Genomic DNA, 15102 nt, shown 5'->3' on the forward strand with positions numbered 1-15102 from the left:
GCCGCGCCGCGCACGGGTTCCTAAGTCTGGGGCATGAACGATCTTTCCAGCGCGCCCGTCGCCCCCCCGCCCGTGATCCACCGCGCGGACTATCGCCCGCCCGAATGGCTGGTGCCGGAAATCGCGCTGGACTTTGCCCTGTCGCTCAACGCGACCCGCGTGAAGTCCGCCCTCAAGGTACGCAGGAACCCCGCCGGATCAGGCACTTCGCAACTGCGCCTTAACGGCGACGGGCTGGAGGCCAAGGCGGTGACGGTCGATGGCCACCCGCACAATGCCTGGCACATGGACGGCGCGGACCTTGTCGTCGAACTGCCCGGCGATGCGCACGAGGTGGGTATCGAGACGCTGATCGATCCCGCCGCCAACACGCAGCTTTCGGGGCTCTATGCCTCGAACGGGCTGCTGTGCACGCAGTGCGAGGCGGAAGGCTTCCGCCGCATCACCTTCTTCCCCGACCGGCCCGACGTTCTCTCGATCTATTCGGTGCGGATGACCGGCGACAAGGCGCTGTTTCCGGTGCTGCTGTCGAACGGCAACCCGACCGCATCGGGCGACAACGGCGACGGCACACACTGGGCCGAATGGCACGATCCCTGGCCCAAGCCGTCCTATCTCTTCGCGCTGGTGGCGGGCGAACTGGTCGCCAACCGCGAAACCTTCACCACGCGCTCGGGACGCCATGTGAACCTCGCCATTCTCGTCCGCCCGGGCGACGAGAGCCGGACCGACCACGCCATGCGCTCGCTCGTCGCGTCGATGAAGTGGGACGAGGAAGTCTATGGCCGCGAATACGACCTCGACGATTTCAACATCGTCGCGGTCAGCGACTTCAACGCCGGGGCGATGGAGAACAAGGGTCTCAACATCTTCAACACGCGCTATATCCTGGCCGATCCGGAAACGGCGACGGACGCGGACTACGACGCGATCGAAGGTGTCGTCGCGCACGAGTACTTCCACAACTGGTCGGGCAACCGAGTGACCTGCCGCGACTGGTTCCAGCTTTCCCTGAAGGAAGGCTTCACGGTGCTGCGCGACCAGCAGTTCAGCGCGGATCGCGGTTCGGCGCCGGTCAAGCGGATCGAGGACGTGCGGATTTTGCGCGCGGTGCAGTTCCCCGAGGATTCGGGTCCCCTCGCCCACCCGATCCGTCCGGATTCCTATCAGGAAATCAGCAACTTCTACACCGCGACCGTCTATAACAAGGGCGCCGAGGTGATCCGCATGATGAAAGTCCTGGCCGGCACCGAACGCTACCTGAAAGGCACCGACCTCTACTTTGCGCGCCACGACGGCGAGGCAGCGACCTGCGAGGACTTCGTAAAGGCGATGGAGGACGGGGCCAGCCTCGACCTGTCGCAGTTCCGCCTGTGGTACGAACAGGCCGGCACCCCGCGCGTGGAAGTGGCGATGGCCCATTCGGGCACGACGGTCACGCTGACCCTGTCGCAGACTGTACCGCCGACGCCGGGCCAGCCGGACAAGAAGCCGATGGTCATCCCGCTGCGCACCGCGCTGTTCGACCGCGCCAGCGGCAAGCATCGCGGCGAGGAACTGCTGGTGCTGAAGGAGGCGCGGCAGAGCTTCATTTTCAAGGGTTTCGATGCGCTGCCCGTCCTGTCGATCAACCGCGGCTTCTCCGCGCCGGTCGAGATCGCGGCGCCCACGCCGGTGGAAGACCTCGTGTTCCTTGCCCGCCACGACGACGATCCCTTCGCCCGCTACGAGGCGATGCAGCAGCTCGTCGTGCGGCACCTCGTCGCGGCGGTTTCTGGCGTGCTGGGGGATGCCGAGCGTGAAAGCGGACGGGCGGCGATCGGCGAGGCCATGGCCGCCATTCTCGACGACGAGGCGCTTGACGACCTGATGCGCGGGGAACTGCTGATCCTGCCGGGCGAGGCCTATCTGGCCGAGCAGCTCGACCGCGCGGACCCGACCCGCATCTTCGCCGAGCGCGAAGGGCTGAAGCGGTGGCTGGGCGAAACGCTGAAGGCGCGGTGGCTGGCGTTGCACGACCGCTGCAGCGCCATTCCCTACAGCCTCGAGGCGGCGGCACGCGGTGCGCGCAAGCTGAAGGCCCAGGCGCTGGTGTACCTGGCCCCCGCAGACCCTGCCGAAGCGGCGCGCCGGGCCAGGGGCCAGTACGAGGCGGCGACCAACATGACCGACCGCCAGTCGGCGCTGATGGTGCTGTGTGGCCTCAACGTGCCCGAGCGCGAAATGGCGCTTGCGGATTTCCACCAGCGGTTCGCCGGCAACATGCTGGTGATCGACAAGTGGTTCTCGCTCCAGGCGGGATCGCTGAACCCGGAGGTGACCGCCCACGTGAAGGCGCTCGCCCGGCACCCGGACTTCACCCTGACCAATCCAAACCGCGTGCGGGCGCTATGGATGGCCTTTGCCGCGAATGCGCAAGGGTTCCACAAGGCCGGAGGCGAAGGCTACCGCCTGATCGCGGATCTCATCCTGAAGCTCGACCCGATCAATGGCAACGTCGCGGCGCGCTTCGTGCCCTCGCTTGGACGGTGGAAGAAGGTCGACGAAGGCCGCGCGGCACTTATGCGCACCGAGCTTGAACGCATCGCGGCCGAGCCGACCCTTTCGCGCGATGTGCGTGAACAGGTGACCAAGAGCCTGGAGGCATGAGCGTCGAGGCGCTGAGGCACCCGCTGCTGGCGGGGGCGGCGCACGGTTTTCTCGGCAGGCGCGGCGGGGTGAGCGAGGGCGACCTGGCCGGTCTCAACGTGAGCTACAGCGAGGACGACCCCGCGCTGACCGCCGAAAACCGCCGCCGCGCGGTGGAGGCGGTGCTGCCGGGCGGGCGATTGCAGACCTGCTACCAGATCCATTCGCCCGACGTGGCAACCGTGACCGAGCCGTGGGACGACGTCGACCGGCCCCGCGCCGACGCGCTGGTCACCGACCGCCCCGGCATCGTGCTGGGCGTGCTCACGGCGGACTGCGCGCCCGTGCTGCTGTGCGATGCGGGCGCGGGAGTGATCGGCGCCGCGCACGCGGGCTGGAAGGGCGCCTTCACCGGCGTGACCGACGCGACCGTCGCGGCGATGGAAGCGCTCGGCGCACGGCGCGAGAGCATCGCTGCTGTCGTCGGCCCCTGCATCGCGCAGAAGAGCTACGAAGTGGACGGCGCGTTCGAGGCCCGTTTCCTCGAGCAGGCGGCCGAGAACGAGCGCTTCTTCCGGGCCGGGCGGGAAGGGCACACGTGGTTCGACCTCGAAGGCTATGTCGCCTCGCGCCTGCACGATGCCGGCGTGGGCGCTGTCGGCATGATGGGCGAGGACACTTATTCCCAGGAAGCCCGCTTCTATTCGTTCCGCCGCGCAACGCACCGGGCCGAGCCGGGTTACGGCCGGCAGATCTCGCTGATCGGGCTGTCCTAGAGCAGCCCCTCGGCCGCAAGCGCTGCTTCGAGCGCTGCCGCGCCGGCGAAGTGATGGACCTGCCAGCCGAGACGGCGGGCAGTGGCGATGTTGGCGGCATTGTCGTCGACGAACAGCATCGCGGCGGGATCGTGACCGAAGCGGCGGGCGGCGAGGTGAAAGATCTCCTCGCCCGGCTTTGCGCGCTTCTCGATCCCGGAGACAACGATTTCGCGCATGTGATCGAGAACCGGGAACGTGGGCTGGAACAGAGCCCAGGCGTCGGCCCCGAAATTGGTGATCGCGTATTGCGGCACCGCTCGCGCGGCGAGGCGCGCGACGAGATCGTGCGTGCCCGGCACAGGCCCAGGCAGGCTGTCGAGCCAGTGGCTGGCGTAGCGGGCGATCAGATCGGCGTGCTGGGGAAATTCGGACGTGCGCGCGGCGACCATTTCGGCGAAGGAGACGCCCAGATCGTGCTGGAGGTGCCATTCCTCGGTCACCACTTCCGTGACGAAACGGGCCCGCTCTGCCGGATCGGGGATCGCATCGTGGTAGATTCCGGCAAGGTCGAACTCGACCAGCACCCGCCCGATGTCCCAGACGACGGCTTCCACCATGGTTTCCCCTGCGGTTCCCATAACGACAGAACCCCCGCGCAAGGCGGGGGTCATGGCCTCTGCCGAAGCGAGGCCAGCCTGGTTTCCGGTGCAGCCCGCCGTCGCGAACTACACCGAAACTGGCTAAATCAGCCCTGACGCGCCTTGAAGCGCTTCTGGGTCTTGTTGATCACGTAGACGCGGCCACGGCGGCGGATCACGCGGTTGTCCCGGTGGCGGTCCTTGAGCGACTTCAGGCTGTTGCGAATCTTCATGTCGAATCCCTTTGCCCGAAGCTGACCGGGCTGAAAACTGAAGCGTGGCCGTTAGTGGTGGCGATGGGGCAAGTCAACCCTGAGGCGGCATCCGGCGCCGCGCAAGGGCGAGATTCTTGCCAATTCGAGGCCATCGTGCGATTCGCAGCGCCGTGGCGCACGCACCCCATCGCTGAGGAAGTTCTGCCGGCAATGCAAAGCACCATTTCCGGAATCCTCCACAAGCCGGGCGATCCCCATTTCCTCAACCCCGCCTTGATGGCCCCCAACGCCTTCGAGATCGACATCCCGCACGACCTGATCGCGGAGCTTGCCCCCCTGACGGCCGAGACCCAGGGGATGAGGGAGAATCGCGCGCAGTACCGGCTGTCGAACGGCGTGAGCCTGTTCAACGAGCGGCCACTGGCATGGCAGAGCGACATCTGCTGGCTGAGCCACGCGGACGAAGAGGCCTTCCACTGGTTCGACGCGATCTATCATCGGCTGGGCCTGGGCCCGCTGGTGGCGCCATTCGTGCCGCACGACCGGGAGATCCGGCTCTATGCGGGATTCCTCGTCACGCGCAGTCACTGCACCGGGCTGAACATGCACTGCGACTGGTCGACCGATGACAACCTCGCCTTCACGCTGATGGCTCCGCTGACCGTTGCGGGGGAGCGCCTGGGCATGACCTACCGGACGATTCGCGACGAGGAGCGCGAGCTTTCCTACAAGCTCGGCCGGGGGCTCGTGTTCGGGACGAAGTTCGTGCACTCGACGGCCATCGGGCAACTGGACGAACGAGCGGCGTTCCTGTGCCTGAACTTCGGCACCGACCGGATGGAGCACTGGGACTCCATCGGCAGCACCACGGCCCGGCAGTGCAATGTCCTGCGCCAGCCCGACGGGACCTTCACCACGCAGGCGCAATGGCGCGCCCGCTATGGCGACCGCAAGGCTTACTGACCGCGAATCCCGTCCAGCTTGCGCTCCCACGCCAGGGCATGGGCAACGATGGTGTCGAGGTCGGCATATTGCGGCACCCACGGCAGGGTCGACCTGATGCGACGGTTGTCCGAGATCAGCGAATCGGGATCGCCGGCCCGCCGCCCCTGCATTTCGCGCGCGATTCTGCGGTTGGTGACCCGGTCCACCGCATCGAGCACTTCAAGGACCGAAAAGCCACGGCCATAGCCACAGTTCATAGTGAGCGATTCGTCGGGCGCGGCGATCAGCGCCTCCAGCGCGAGAACATGCGCGGCGGCAAGATCGGAGACATGGATGTAATCGCGCACGCCGGTGCCATCTGGCGTTGCATAGTCGGTTCCGTAGACACCGACCGATGCACGCTTGCCCAGCGCGGCCTCGACCGCGACCTTGATGAGATGCGTCGCGCCCGCCGTTGACTGCCCGGTGCGCGCCTGGGGATCGGCCCCCGCAACGTTGAAATATCGCAGGACACAGAAATTCAGCGGGTGCGCTGCGGCGACGTCGGCCAGCATGGTCTCGGTCATCAGCTTCGACATGCCATAGGGATTGATCGGACGACGCGGGCTGTCCTCCGTCACCGGCGAGACTTCGGGAATGCCATAGGTGGCAGCGGTGGACGAGAAGATGAAGTGCGGCACGCCACCCTTCACCGCCGCCTCGATCAGCGCGCGGCTCTTGGCCGTGTTGTTGTGATAGTACTTCAGCGGGTTTTCGACCGATTCCGGCACGATAATGGAGCCGGCGAAGTGCATGACTGCCTTGATGCCCTGTTCCGCGATGATCCGGGCCAGAAGCCCGGCATCCTCGATGTCGCCTTCATAGAACGGCACGCCCTCGGGCACGGCAAAGCGAAAGCCGGTGGTAAGGTTGTCGATCACCGACACGGCCCAACCCGCATCCTTGAGCGCGAGGACGGCATGGCTGCCGATATAGCCGGCGCCGCCGGTCACGAGCACGGGAACCCTGGTCATCGACAATTGCACTCCCTTGGCGCGCAGGATTTGCGCCCCTTGCGCGTTAATACCTGCGACAGCGCAGGGTCATTACACTCTGCTCCGGGTCGGCATCAGCCCTTGCGGGAAAGAATACGAATGAACGCCAAGCTGCTTACTTGCGCCATCGTTGCGCTTTCGTTGCCGGCAACGGCTTTTTCCCAGGCTTTCCCGGGCGGGCCCGGTGGATGGGACCGTGGCGGGCCGATGATGGACCAGCGCCTGCGCAATGGCAGCGGGCGGCGCACGGCCGAGCCTTCGCGCAAGATCGAGGTCGAGGCGTTCCGTTCCGCCGATGCCGCAGCGCTGCTCGGCAAAGGCCCCATCACCGTCGCGGCGGCACCCGGCGCGGAGGCGGAATGGAAGCTTCCGGTCTATGAGGCAGCGGTCGTGGACCAGCTCGCCAGGCTTGGCTACGACACCGCGGTGAACGGCGCAGACAGCGGCCAGATCGCGCAGATCGGCGTCAGCCACGTGGTCGTCGTGCCCGAAGAAGCGAAGAAGAAGCCGGTTTCGGGCGCGATGGAAGTGGGCGTGTCGAACCGCGGCAACTATACGGCGATGGCGCTCAACGTCGATCTGTCCAAGGCGAAGAAGGCCATCGTGGCGTCGCGGCTCGACGTGCGCATCCGCGACAAGGCTTCGAACAGGGTCCTGTGGGAAGGCCACGCCGAGACGCAGACGCGCGAGGACGACGATGGACTGAACAACGGCGAAGTGGCGGCACGGCTGGCCACGGCGCTGTTCGCAAAGTTCACCGACGCGACCGAAGTGCCCGGAGGCGGCTGACGCAAGCTGCCCATGCCTGTATCCGTGGCGTTTGACCCCGCACCTGTGCCGTTTGACATTGCGGCGGAACAAGCGAAGCCCCAGACTCGCAACGCCTTACGCCCGAGTGCGAATTGATGGGACCCAGCCGATGAACCGCCTGCTTGCCGCCCTTGCCCTGACCACGGCGATTGCCGCGCCGGCTGCGGCCAGGCCCGCGCCTGTCGAAGTGACGCGCTTCCACACGCCGCAGACCCTGCCCCGGCTGAAAGGCGCGGCGGTGGTCGTCGAAGCCGCCGAGGGCGCGGATGGGGCCAGCATCGAAGGCGGCTTGTGGCTGCAAGCAGTCAAGCGCGAACTGGCGGCGGCCGGATTTGGCAGTGCCACGCCCGGCGCGGCCGATGCGGTGGCTGAAGTGCGGATCGAGCGCGATACGCAGCGCCGCGAGAAGGCGCGCGGGCCCGTCAGCGTGGGCGTCGGCGGTTCGACCGGCAGCTATGGCGGCGGTGTGGGACTTGGCGTCGGAATCAATCTCGGCGGAGGCCCCAAGGAATACGTGCTGACGCGCCTTTCGGTGCGCATCCGCGACCGCCGGACCGGCGAGGCTCTATGGGAAGGCCGGGCCGAATCGCGCGAGAAGGCAAAGGCGAAGGAGGCAGCCGCCGCAATTGCCGCGCCGCGCATGGCACACGCGCTGTTCGCGGGCTTCCCCGGCACGTCGGGCGATACTATCACGGTCAGATGACCGACATCCGCATCAACGCCGCATTCGATTCCGGCAACATCGAAGTCCTTGCCACCCGGGGCGCGACGGCCCGACTGGCGATCCGCAAGGACCGGGAATCCGACTTCTTCCAGTGGTTCCATTTCCGCGTCGACGGCGCGGATGACCGCGAGCTCGAGCTGAAGATCACCGGGCTCGAGGCTTCCGCCTATCCCGGCGGATGGCCTGGCTATCGCGCGGCGGTCTCGCAGGATCGGGAGATATGGAGCCGCGCCGAATCGCACTACGATCCGCGCGAGGACGGGGGCACACTGACGATCCGGCACAGGCCCGAGGCGGGACCCTGCTGGTTCGCATACTTCGCGCCCTATTCGATGGAGCGGCACCACGATCTCGTCGCCGCCACGGCAGGCTGCGACGGCGTCGAATACCGGTGCCTGGGAACGAGCGTCGAGGGCCAGCCAGTCGACTGCCTGGTCATTGGCGAGGGGCCGAAGCAGGTCTGGCTCTACGCGCGGCAGCATCCCGGCGAATCGATGGCCGAATGGTGGATGGAAGGCGCGCTCGACATGCTGACCGACCCGGCCGATCCGCATGCGCGGCGGCTGCGCCAACTCTGCCGGTTCCACATCGTACCCAATGCCAATCCCGACGGTTCGTGCCGGGGCCATTTGCGGACCAATGCAGTAGGCGTGAACCTCAACCGCGAATGGCACGAGCCGAGCGCCGCCAGATCGCCCGAGGTTCTGGCGATCCGCAACGCGATGGACGAGAGCGGCGTGGACTTCGCCATGGACGTCCACGGCGACGAGGCGATCCCGCACGTGTTCCTCGCGGGGTTCGAGGGCATCCCTTCCTGGACCGACGAGCTGGGCGAAGGATACGCGCGCTATCGCCGCATCCTCGAACGACGCACGCCGGACTTCCAGACGAAGCGCGGTTATCCGGTTGCCGCACCTGGGCGGGCAAACCTGTCGATGTCGACCAACCAGGTGGCGGAACGCTTCGGCTGCGTGGCGATGACGCTGGAAATGCCGTTCAAGGACAACGACGACCTGCCCTGCAAGGCCCAGGGATGGAGCCCGGACCGCAGCAAGCTGCTGGCGCGCGAATGCCTGGCAGCGCTGCTCGAATGGTTACAGGACTGACGGCTTTTACGAGGCGTTAAGGGTTGCGGGCGCATGCCGGGGACATGGCCCGTGCCCTCGCCCTGATCCCGACCGCTCTTCCGCCCGTGTCGCTTGCCGACATGCCGCGCAAGCTCGTCGTGCTGGGCTGCGCAGCGGCGCTCATCCTGGCAGGGCATCCCCTGCCGTTCTGAGCGCGCACGGATGAACGCGGCCGCTGGCTGCGCTCAGATGATCTCCAGCACCTTTTCCTTCGGCCGGCACAGACGCACGCCCTTGTCCGTCTCGACCAGCGGGCGTTCGATCAGCCTTGGCTCGGCCGCCATCGCGGCAAGGACCGTGGCGTCGTCGGCGCCGGGCAGGCCGCGTTCTTCCGCATCGGTGCCCTTCAGGCGCAGACCCTGCTGCGGGGTGATGCCGGCATCGCGGTAAAGCTGGGCAAGCTTGTCCGCGCCCGGCGGGGTCTTGAGGTATTCGACCACCGTCACGTCCGCGCCCGCTTCCTGGAGCATGGCGAGCGTGTTGCGCGAAGTGCCGCAGTTCGGATTGTGCCAGATCGTCGCCTTCATGCCGGTGCCTCCTGCGTTGTGATGGGCGTCTCTTAGCCCAACTGCATCGTGCCGCAACCGCCGCTACGCACCGCGCATTGCGCGAGATCAATGTTATTGCGAAAAATTCTCAAAAATCTCCTTGCAAGTGCGATTGAGTCGCAATACTCGCCCTCTTGCGAATGATTATCGTGAACAAGGGGACTACCGTGAACCGCATCGCCTGCCTGCTCCTCGCCGGAACCACGCTTGCGCCCGCCAGCGCCTTCGCCGTCGAGGCCGTGCCAGCGGATGCCGCCTTCGATGCCGAGACGGCAGGTACGGTGATCGTGGTGACGGGCAGCGCCGACGGCTATCGCCCGGTAGACGCCAACGCGGTCAAGACGCCCACCCCGCTGGTCGACGTGCCCCAGACGATCACCGTGCTGACGCGCGAACAGCTCGACGACCAGGCCGTGACCCAGCTTGGCGATGCGCTGCGCTATGTTCCCGGCGTCGTGCTGGGCCAGGGCGAGGGCCACCGCGACCAGATCACCCTGCGCGGCCAGAACACCACCGCTGACTTCTACCTCGATGGCCTGCGCGACGACACGCAGTACTACCGCTCGCTCTACAACATCGAGCGCGTCGAAGTGCTGAAGGGCGCCAATGCCCTGCTCTTCGGTCGCGGCGGCGGCGGCGGCGTGATCAACCGCGTGAGCAAGACCCCCGACCTCGACCGCACCAAGGGCGAGGCGAGCGCGAATGTCGACAGCTTCGGCGCCTTCGCGCTGGCCGCGGACTGGAACCAGCCGCTTGCCGAAAGCGTCGGCGGCCGCCTGAATGCGACCTACGAGGAGTTCGACAACCACCGGCAGGATTTCGAGGGCCGCTTCATCGGCGTGAACCCCACCCTGGCGTTCGAGCCGGGCGAGGCGACGCGCGTCGAGCTGTCCTACAACTATGACGACGACCGCCGCACCACGGACCGCGGCGTGCCTTCGGTGGCAGCCACGAAAAAGCCGCTCACCGGCCATGACGACACGTTCTTCGGCCGCAACGACGTCAACATCGCCACGGTGAAGGCGCACATCGCGCAGGCGCGCATCGACCACGACCTTGCCGACGGGCTCAGCTTCAATGTGCTTGGCCAGTACAGCCATACCGACAAGTACTACGGCAATGTCTTCGCCGGCAGTTCGGTGAACGACGCGGGCCAGCTCACCCTCTCGGGCTATTCCAGCGCAAACGTCCGCGAAAGCTGGGTCGGCCAGACCAACCTCGTCTGGGAAGGCCACACCGGCCCCATCGGCCACACCGTGCTTGCCGGGCTCGAGATTTCGAGCCAGGACACCACCAGCCTGCGCTCCGACCCGGACTTCGGCACTGCGAGCACCACGGTGACGCTGGCGAAGCGGATGACGATTCCGGCGGTGACGTTCAAGGCGCCTTCGCGCTCGTCGCTGAGCCGCGTCGATACCTGGTCGGCATATTTCCAGGACCAGGTCGAGCTGGCCTCCTTCCTCCAGGTCGTTGCGGGCATCCGCTTCGACGAATTCCGCATCAATTCGACCGACCGCATCAATGCAACTTCCGCGCAGCGCACCGACCGCAAGTGGTCGCCGCGCTTCGGCGTGGTGCTCAAGCCGCGCAAGGAGATGTCGTTCTACGCCAGCTTCACCCGCAGCTTCCTGCCGCAATCCGGCGATCAGTTCGGGTCGCTCGACGCAACCCAGGCGACGCTCGCGCCCGAGCGTTTCGAGAACCTGGAAGCAGGCGTAAAGTGGGACATCAACCCCGGCCTTGCCTTCACTGCCGCAGCCTACCGCCTCGACCGCGAGAACTCGCGCTTCAACAATCCAGTGACGGGCCTGCCCGAGCTTTCGGGCAAGACCCGGGCCAAGGGCATCGAACTGCAACTGGCGGGACGCGTGCTGCCCGACTGGCAGGTCAGCCTCGGCTACACGTTGCAGGACGGAGAAGTCCGGTCGCGCACCACGGCAGCGCTGCCGGGTACCAAGCTGGCCCAGCTTCCGCGCCACCAGTTCGCCGCCTGGACGCGCTATGACGTAACCAGGCAGCTTGGCCTCGGCCTTGGCGTGACGCACCAGTCGAAGAGCTTTGCGACGATCAGCAACGCGGTGACGCTACCTGCCTTCACCCGCGTGGACGCGGCGGTGTTCTACGACCTGTCCGAACGCTTCTCGATCCAGCTCAATGTCGAGAACCTGACCGACACCGACTATTTCCCCTCGGCCCACACCGACAACAACATCTCGACCGGCGAGCCGATCAACGCCCGCCTTTCGGTTCGCGTGAAATTCTGACCCCCCGGGCGCCCTCTCCCTCCCCCCTCCCGGGAGGGGGCGCCAACCTTCTTGCGCCGTCCTGCCTTCCTGACGGCAGCCGGTTCAACCCGCTCCCGGCGCGACGATCGCGGGCGGCGGGGCAGCGCTGATGGTTTCCTCCCCGCGCAGGACGCGCGCGGCGCGCTGGATGGCACGGGTCAGCCGGGGATAAGTGCCGCAACGGCAGATATTGGTGATCGCGCGGGCGATATCCTCGTCCGAAGGGCTGGCATTCGCGGTCAGCAAGGCGGCGGCAGCCATGACGATGCCCGGCGTGCAGAAACCGCACTGGACTGCCTGCTCGGCCACCAGCGCCTGCTGCACAGGATGCGAGCGGTCGGCCGAAAGACCTTCGATGGTCGTAACGCTGCGCCCTTCCGCCTCGCCCAACAGCAACGTGCAGCTTGGCATGGCCTGGCCGTCGACGATTACCATGCACGCCCCGCACTCACCCGTGCCGCAGCCATACTTGGTGCCGGTCAGGTTAGCGGCATCGCGCAGCGCCCACAGCAGGGGCGTATCGTCCTCGAGACGGTACTGAACGGGCTGGTTGTTGACGGTGAAGCGGGCCATTGCCGTGGCTTAGCCCGCCGCCCATCGTGCGATCAATCCCGCCAGCTACGGTCGATCCGGTCGATCCTGCGGGTCCATGCGGCAAAGTCGGCCTCGCCTGCCTTGCCCCCGGCATTCACCTGGCCAAGATCGCGCTGGTGAACGGCAATCACATCGTCCGGCACGCGGATCGCGGGCCTGCCCATCGAGAGCGTGGCGAGCTGGATCTCGCAGGCGCGCTGCAGGCTCCACTGCATGATGAACATCTGCTGGAGCGTGGGCGCCAGCACGACCGGACCGTGATTGCGCAGCATCAGGATGCGCTTGTCGCCCAGGTTCTTGAGAAGACGCTCGCCCTCTTCCGCCCGGACGGTGACGCCTTCGAACTCGTGATAGGCAAGCTGGTTCGCGAAATTGCAGGCGTAGAAATTGATCGGCATCAGCCCTTCCTCGAGGCTGCACACCGCCATGGTTTCAGTCGTGTGGACGTGCGCGATGGCGTGGGCCCAGGGCAGGTGCCGGTGGAAGTAGGCATGCTGGGTGAAGCCCGCCTGGTTCACCGGATAGGGGCTGCTGTCGAGCTTGTTGCCGTCGATGTCGATCTTCACCAGGTTTGATGCGGTGACTTCGGAATAGAGCAGCCCGAAGGGGTTGATGAGGAAAGCACCCTCTTCGTCCGGAACCTTGAGCGAGATGTGGTTGTAGATCGACTCTGACCAGCCAAGATGGTCGTAGATGCGATAGCAGGCCGCCAGTTCCTGCCGGGCATGCCATTCGGCATCGCTGCATTCGATGTTGGGCCTGAGGTGGGTAGCCATCGCTCGCTCTCCGGATATTATCGTTTCTATGTGCAACCTGTATCGCATGACCAGCAACGCGCAAGCCATCGCGCGGTTGTTCGCCCCGCTGGCAAACCCGCAGGCGAACCTGCCGGTCTTCGAAGAGGTCTATCCCGGGCACGAGGCGCCGGTGCTGGTGCAGGACGGTGGGGCACGCCGGATCGGGACGATGCGCTGGGGCTGGCCGCCGTTCGGCGAAATCAGGCGCCCGGTCACCAACATCCGCAACCTTGCCTCGCCGATGTGGCGATCCGCGCTGGCCGATCCGGCGCGGCGATGCCTGGTGCCGGTCACGGCCTTTTCGGAATGGTCGCAGACCCCCGACCCTGCGACCAGACGCAAGCGCAAGCACTGGTTCGCGCTCAAGGACCAGCCGCTCTTCGCCTTCGCCGGCCTTTGGCGACCTGCAAACGACGGCGCGCGCTTTGCATTCCTCACATGCGAGGCGAATGCCACGGTCGGGCGCGTGCATCCCAAGGCCATGCCGGTGATCCTCGGCACGGCACAGGACGCCACGCGCTGGCTCACGGCCGACGGTGCTGAGGCGGCGGCGATGCAGCGCGCCTATGCCGACGAAGCGATGGTCGAAGTGGAGATTGCCGATCCCCCACCGGTGCAGCCGAGCCTGTTCTGAAGCCTACTTGTGGTCGTCTTCCCAGCGGCGCAGCACGCGCTGCTCGACCGCGCGGAACAGGGCGTCGAGATCTTCCGGGCTGACGTCGAGGACTTCGTCCCACTCTTCCAGGACCGCTTCCAGATCGGCGGTTTCGTAGGTTCCGGCCCAGGTGCCGCGCGGCATCGGCTTGGGCGGGGCCGGAACGTGAGGCCAGGCGTGGCCGGTCATGTTGTTGAAGAGCCAGCCCGCCACGCCGAGCGCGGCGATGTTGAGCAGGAGCGGCAGCAGCAGGCCCAGCCAGCCTCCATCGGGGGCAGCGCCGGCAAGAGCCCCCAGAACCGCGCAGGCGCCGCCCGGCGGGTGAAGGCACCGGGCGTAGGTCATTGCCACGATGGCGAGGCCGACCGAGAGCCCGACGCCGGCGAACGGATCGCCCGTGAGGTTGCCGATCAGAAGCCCGGTCAGGGCCGAGATCAGGTTGCCGCCAAGCAGCGACCAGGGTTGCGCCAGCGGACTTGCCGGGACTGCGAAGACCAGCACCGCAGAGGCCCCGATCGGCGCCACGATCCAGGGCCAATGGTGCGTGCCCGGCAGCGTCTTGCCGAGCAGCGCCGCAAGCGCCACGCCGAACAGCGCCCCCACGGCGCCGCGCGCCCAGCCTAGCCTGCCGCCGAACCGCAGTTGTGCGAATGCAGTGGGGCGGGGCAGCGTGAACATGGCAGGGCATTCCTCGGATCTTCGCCGCCCCATTCGTGCGGAGCAGCGCGACAGGCAAGAAAAAAGGGGCCGACCCGAAGGCCCGCCCCTGATTTCTCGTTCGACCTTGCGGCCCGGACGATCAGCGCTTCGAGAACTGGAAGCTGCGGCGTGCCTTGGCACGACCGTACTTCTTGCGTTCGACGACGCGCGGGTCGCGGGTCAGGAAGCCGGCAGCCTTGACGGCGCTGCGCAGGGCAGGCTCGAACTTGCTGAGCGCCTGGGCGATGCCGTGCTTGACCGCGCCGGCCTGGCCCGAGAGGCCACCGCCCTTGACGGTGCAGACGATGTCGTACTGGCCTTCGCGATCGGCGACCTGGAACGGCTGGTTGATCACCAGGCGCAGGGTCGGACGGGCGAAGTAGACTTCCTGGTCGCGGCCGTTGACGGTGACCTTGCCCGAACCGGGCTTGAGCCACACGCGGGCGACGGCATCCTTGCGGCGGCCGGTGGCGTAGGAACGGCCCTGGGCGTCGACTTCACGCTCGCGCAGCGGAGCTGCGGGACCGGTGCGGACGACAGGAGCTTCCTCGCCGGCGGCGGGAGCCGCGGCAGCAGCAGGAGCAGCAGCCGTCAGATCCTTGAGATCAGCCAGACTGGAGACGGTGTTTTCGGTTTCGGCCATGA

17 protein-coding genes are annotated in these 15102 nt (G+C 66.7%); 9 read left to right on the forward strand and 8 right to left on the reverse strand.

Annotated elements, in window-relative coordinates; genetic code table 11:
- Positions 1-33 precede the first annotated feature (33 nt).
- Both pepN and pgeF read left to right on the forward strand, forming a co-directional pair.
- Positions 34-2649 carry an aminopeptidase N gene (gene pepN / locus SARO_RS16605; RefSeq protein WP_011446907.1) on the forward strand — a complete coding sequence of 872 codons (2616 nt, stop codon included), beginning with the start codon at positions 34-36 and terminating at the stop codon, positions 2647-2649.
- Entirely contained in the window at positions 2646-3404 is a 759-nt protein-coding gene (gene pgeF / locus SARO_RS16610; protein ID WP_011446908.1) for a peptidoglycan editing factor PgeF, read from the forward strand. The genes pepN and pgeF overlap by 4 nt, the downstream gene beginning before the upstream one ends.
- On the opposite strand, the gene SARO_RS16615 is transcribed toward pgeF, so the two are convergent.
- A complete protein-coding gene (locus SARO_RS16615) occupies positions 3401-4003 on the reverse strand; it encodes an HAD family hydrolase (RefSeq protein ID WP_234007377.1) in 603 nt (200 codons plus the stop codon). The genes pgeF and SARO_RS16615 overlap by 4 nt on opposite strands.
- A 128-nt stretch (positions 4004-4131) precedes the next feature.
- A complete protein-coding gene (ykgO, locus tag SARO_RS16620; protein WP_011446910.1) occupies positions 4132-4257 on the reverse strand; it encodes a type B 50S ribosomal protein L36 in 126 nt (41 codons plus the stop codon).
- Positions 4258-4392: 135 nt separating this feature from the next.
- On the opposite strand from ykgO, the gene SARO_RS16625 reads away from it, so the two are divergent.
- The gene (locus tag SARO_RS16625; protein ID WP_041550553.1) at positions 4393-5202 is read left to right on the forward strand and encodes a hypothetical protein; all 810 of its coding nucleotides are present in this window, start codon (positions 4393-4395) and stop codon (positions 5200-5202) included.
- Here SARO_RS16625 and galE read toward each other — a convergent pair.
- Positions 5196-6197: a UDP-glucose 4-epimerase GalE gene (gene galE, locus SARO_RS16630; RefSeq protein ID WP_011446912.1), complete on the reverse strand. Its 1002-nt coding sequence runs from the start codon at positions 6195-6197 to the stop codon at positions 5196-5198. The genes SARO_RS16625 and galE overlap by 7 nt on opposite strands.
- Positions 6198-6317: 120 nt before the next feature.
- On the opposite strand from galE, the gene SARO_RS16635 reads away from it, so the two are divergent.
- From SARO_RS16635 to SARO_RS21630, 4 genes are all read left to right on the forward strand, one after another.
- On the forward strand, positions 6318-7007 hold the full coding sequence (locus tag SARO_RS16635; protein ID WP_049759459.1) for a DUF4136 domain-containing protein: 690 nt from the start codon (positions 6318-6320) through the stop codon (positions 7005-7007).
- Between the two features lie 130 nt (positions 7008-7137).
- Entirely contained in the window at positions 7138-7731 is a 594-nt protein-coding gene (locus SARO_RS16640) for a DUF4136 domain-containing protein (protein ID WP_011446914.1), read from the forward strand.
- Positions 7728-8858, forward strand: coding sequence for a M14 family metallopeptidase (locus SARO_RS16645; RefSeq protein WP_011446915.1), 1131 nt, complete (start codon positions 7728-7730; stop codon positions 8856-8858). Before SARO_RS16640 ends, SARO_RS16645 begins: the two co-directional genes overlap by 4 nt.
- Positions 8859-8902: 44 nt before the next feature.
- A complete protein-coding gene (locus tag SARO_RS21630; protein WP_256325463.1) occupies positions 8903-9031 on the forward strand; it encodes a hypothetical protein in 129 nt (42 codons plus the stop codon).
- Positions 9032-9064: 33 nt separating this feature from the next.
- Here SARO_RS21630 and arsC read toward each other — a convergent pair whose 3' ends face one another.
- Positions 9065-9406 (reverse strand): arsenate reductase (glutaredoxin), encoded by a 342-nt coding sequence (arsC, locus tag SARO_RS16650; protein WP_011446916.1) that lies wholly within the window; start codon positions 9404-9406, stop codon positions 9065-9067.
- 161 nt (positions 9407-9567) lie between these two features.
- Between arsC and SARO_RS16655 the strand changes: the two genes are divergently transcribed.
- A complete protein-coding gene (locus SARO_RS16655) occupies positions 9568-11691 on the forward strand; it encodes a TonB-dependent receptor (RefSeq protein ID WP_011446917.1) in 2124 nt (707 codons plus the stop codon).
- A gap of 84 nt (positions 11692-11775) precedes the next feature.
- Here the strand turns inward: SARO_RS16655 and SARO_RS16660 are convergent, their stop codons facing one another.
- A complete protein-coding gene (locus SARO_RS16660) occupies positions 11776-12285 on the reverse strand; it encodes a (2Fe-2S)-binding protein (protein ID WP_011446918.1) in 510 nt (169 codons plus the stop codon).
- Positions 12286-12317: 32 nt separating this feature from the next.
- On the reverse strand, positions 12318-13082 hold the full coding sequence (locus SARO_RS16665; RefSeq protein ID WP_011446919.1) for a class II aldolase/adducin family protein: 765 nt from the start codon (positions 13080-13082) through the stop codon (positions 12318-12320).
- A gap of 28 nt (positions 13083-13110) precedes the next feature.
- Between SARO_RS16665 and SARO_RS16670 the strand changes: the two genes are divergently transcribed.
- Positions 13111-13737: an SOS response-associated peptidase gene (locus SARO_RS16670; protein WP_011446920.1), complete on the forward strand. Its 627-nt coding sequence runs from the start codon at positions 13111-13113 to the stop codon at positions 13735-13737.
- 3 nt (positions 13738-13740) lie between these two features.
- Here SARO_RS16670 and SARO_RS16675 read toward each other — a convergent pair whose 3' ends face one another.
- Both SARO_RS16675 and rpsI read right to left on the reverse strand, forming a co-directional pair.
- A complete protein-coding gene (locus tag SARO_RS16675; RefSeq protein ID WP_011446921.1) occupies positions 13741-14436 on the reverse strand; it encodes an HPP family protein in 696 nt (231 codons plus the stop codon).
- 121 nt (positions 14437-14557) lie between these two features.
- The gene (gene rpsI, locus SARO_RS16680) at positions 14558-15100 is read right to left on the reverse strand and encodes a 30S ribosomal protein S9 (protein WP_011446922.1); all 543 of its coding nucleotides are present in this window, start codon (positions 15098-15100) and stop codon (positions 14558-14560) included.
- Between the last annotated feature and the right edge of the window lie 2 nt (positions 15101-15102).

Source organism: Novosphingobium aromaticivorans DSM 12444 (genome assembly GCF_000013325.1).
Lineage (GTDB): Bacteria > Pseudomonadota > Alphaproteobacteria > Sphingomonadales > Sphingomonadaceae > Novosphingobium > Novosphingobium aromaticivorans.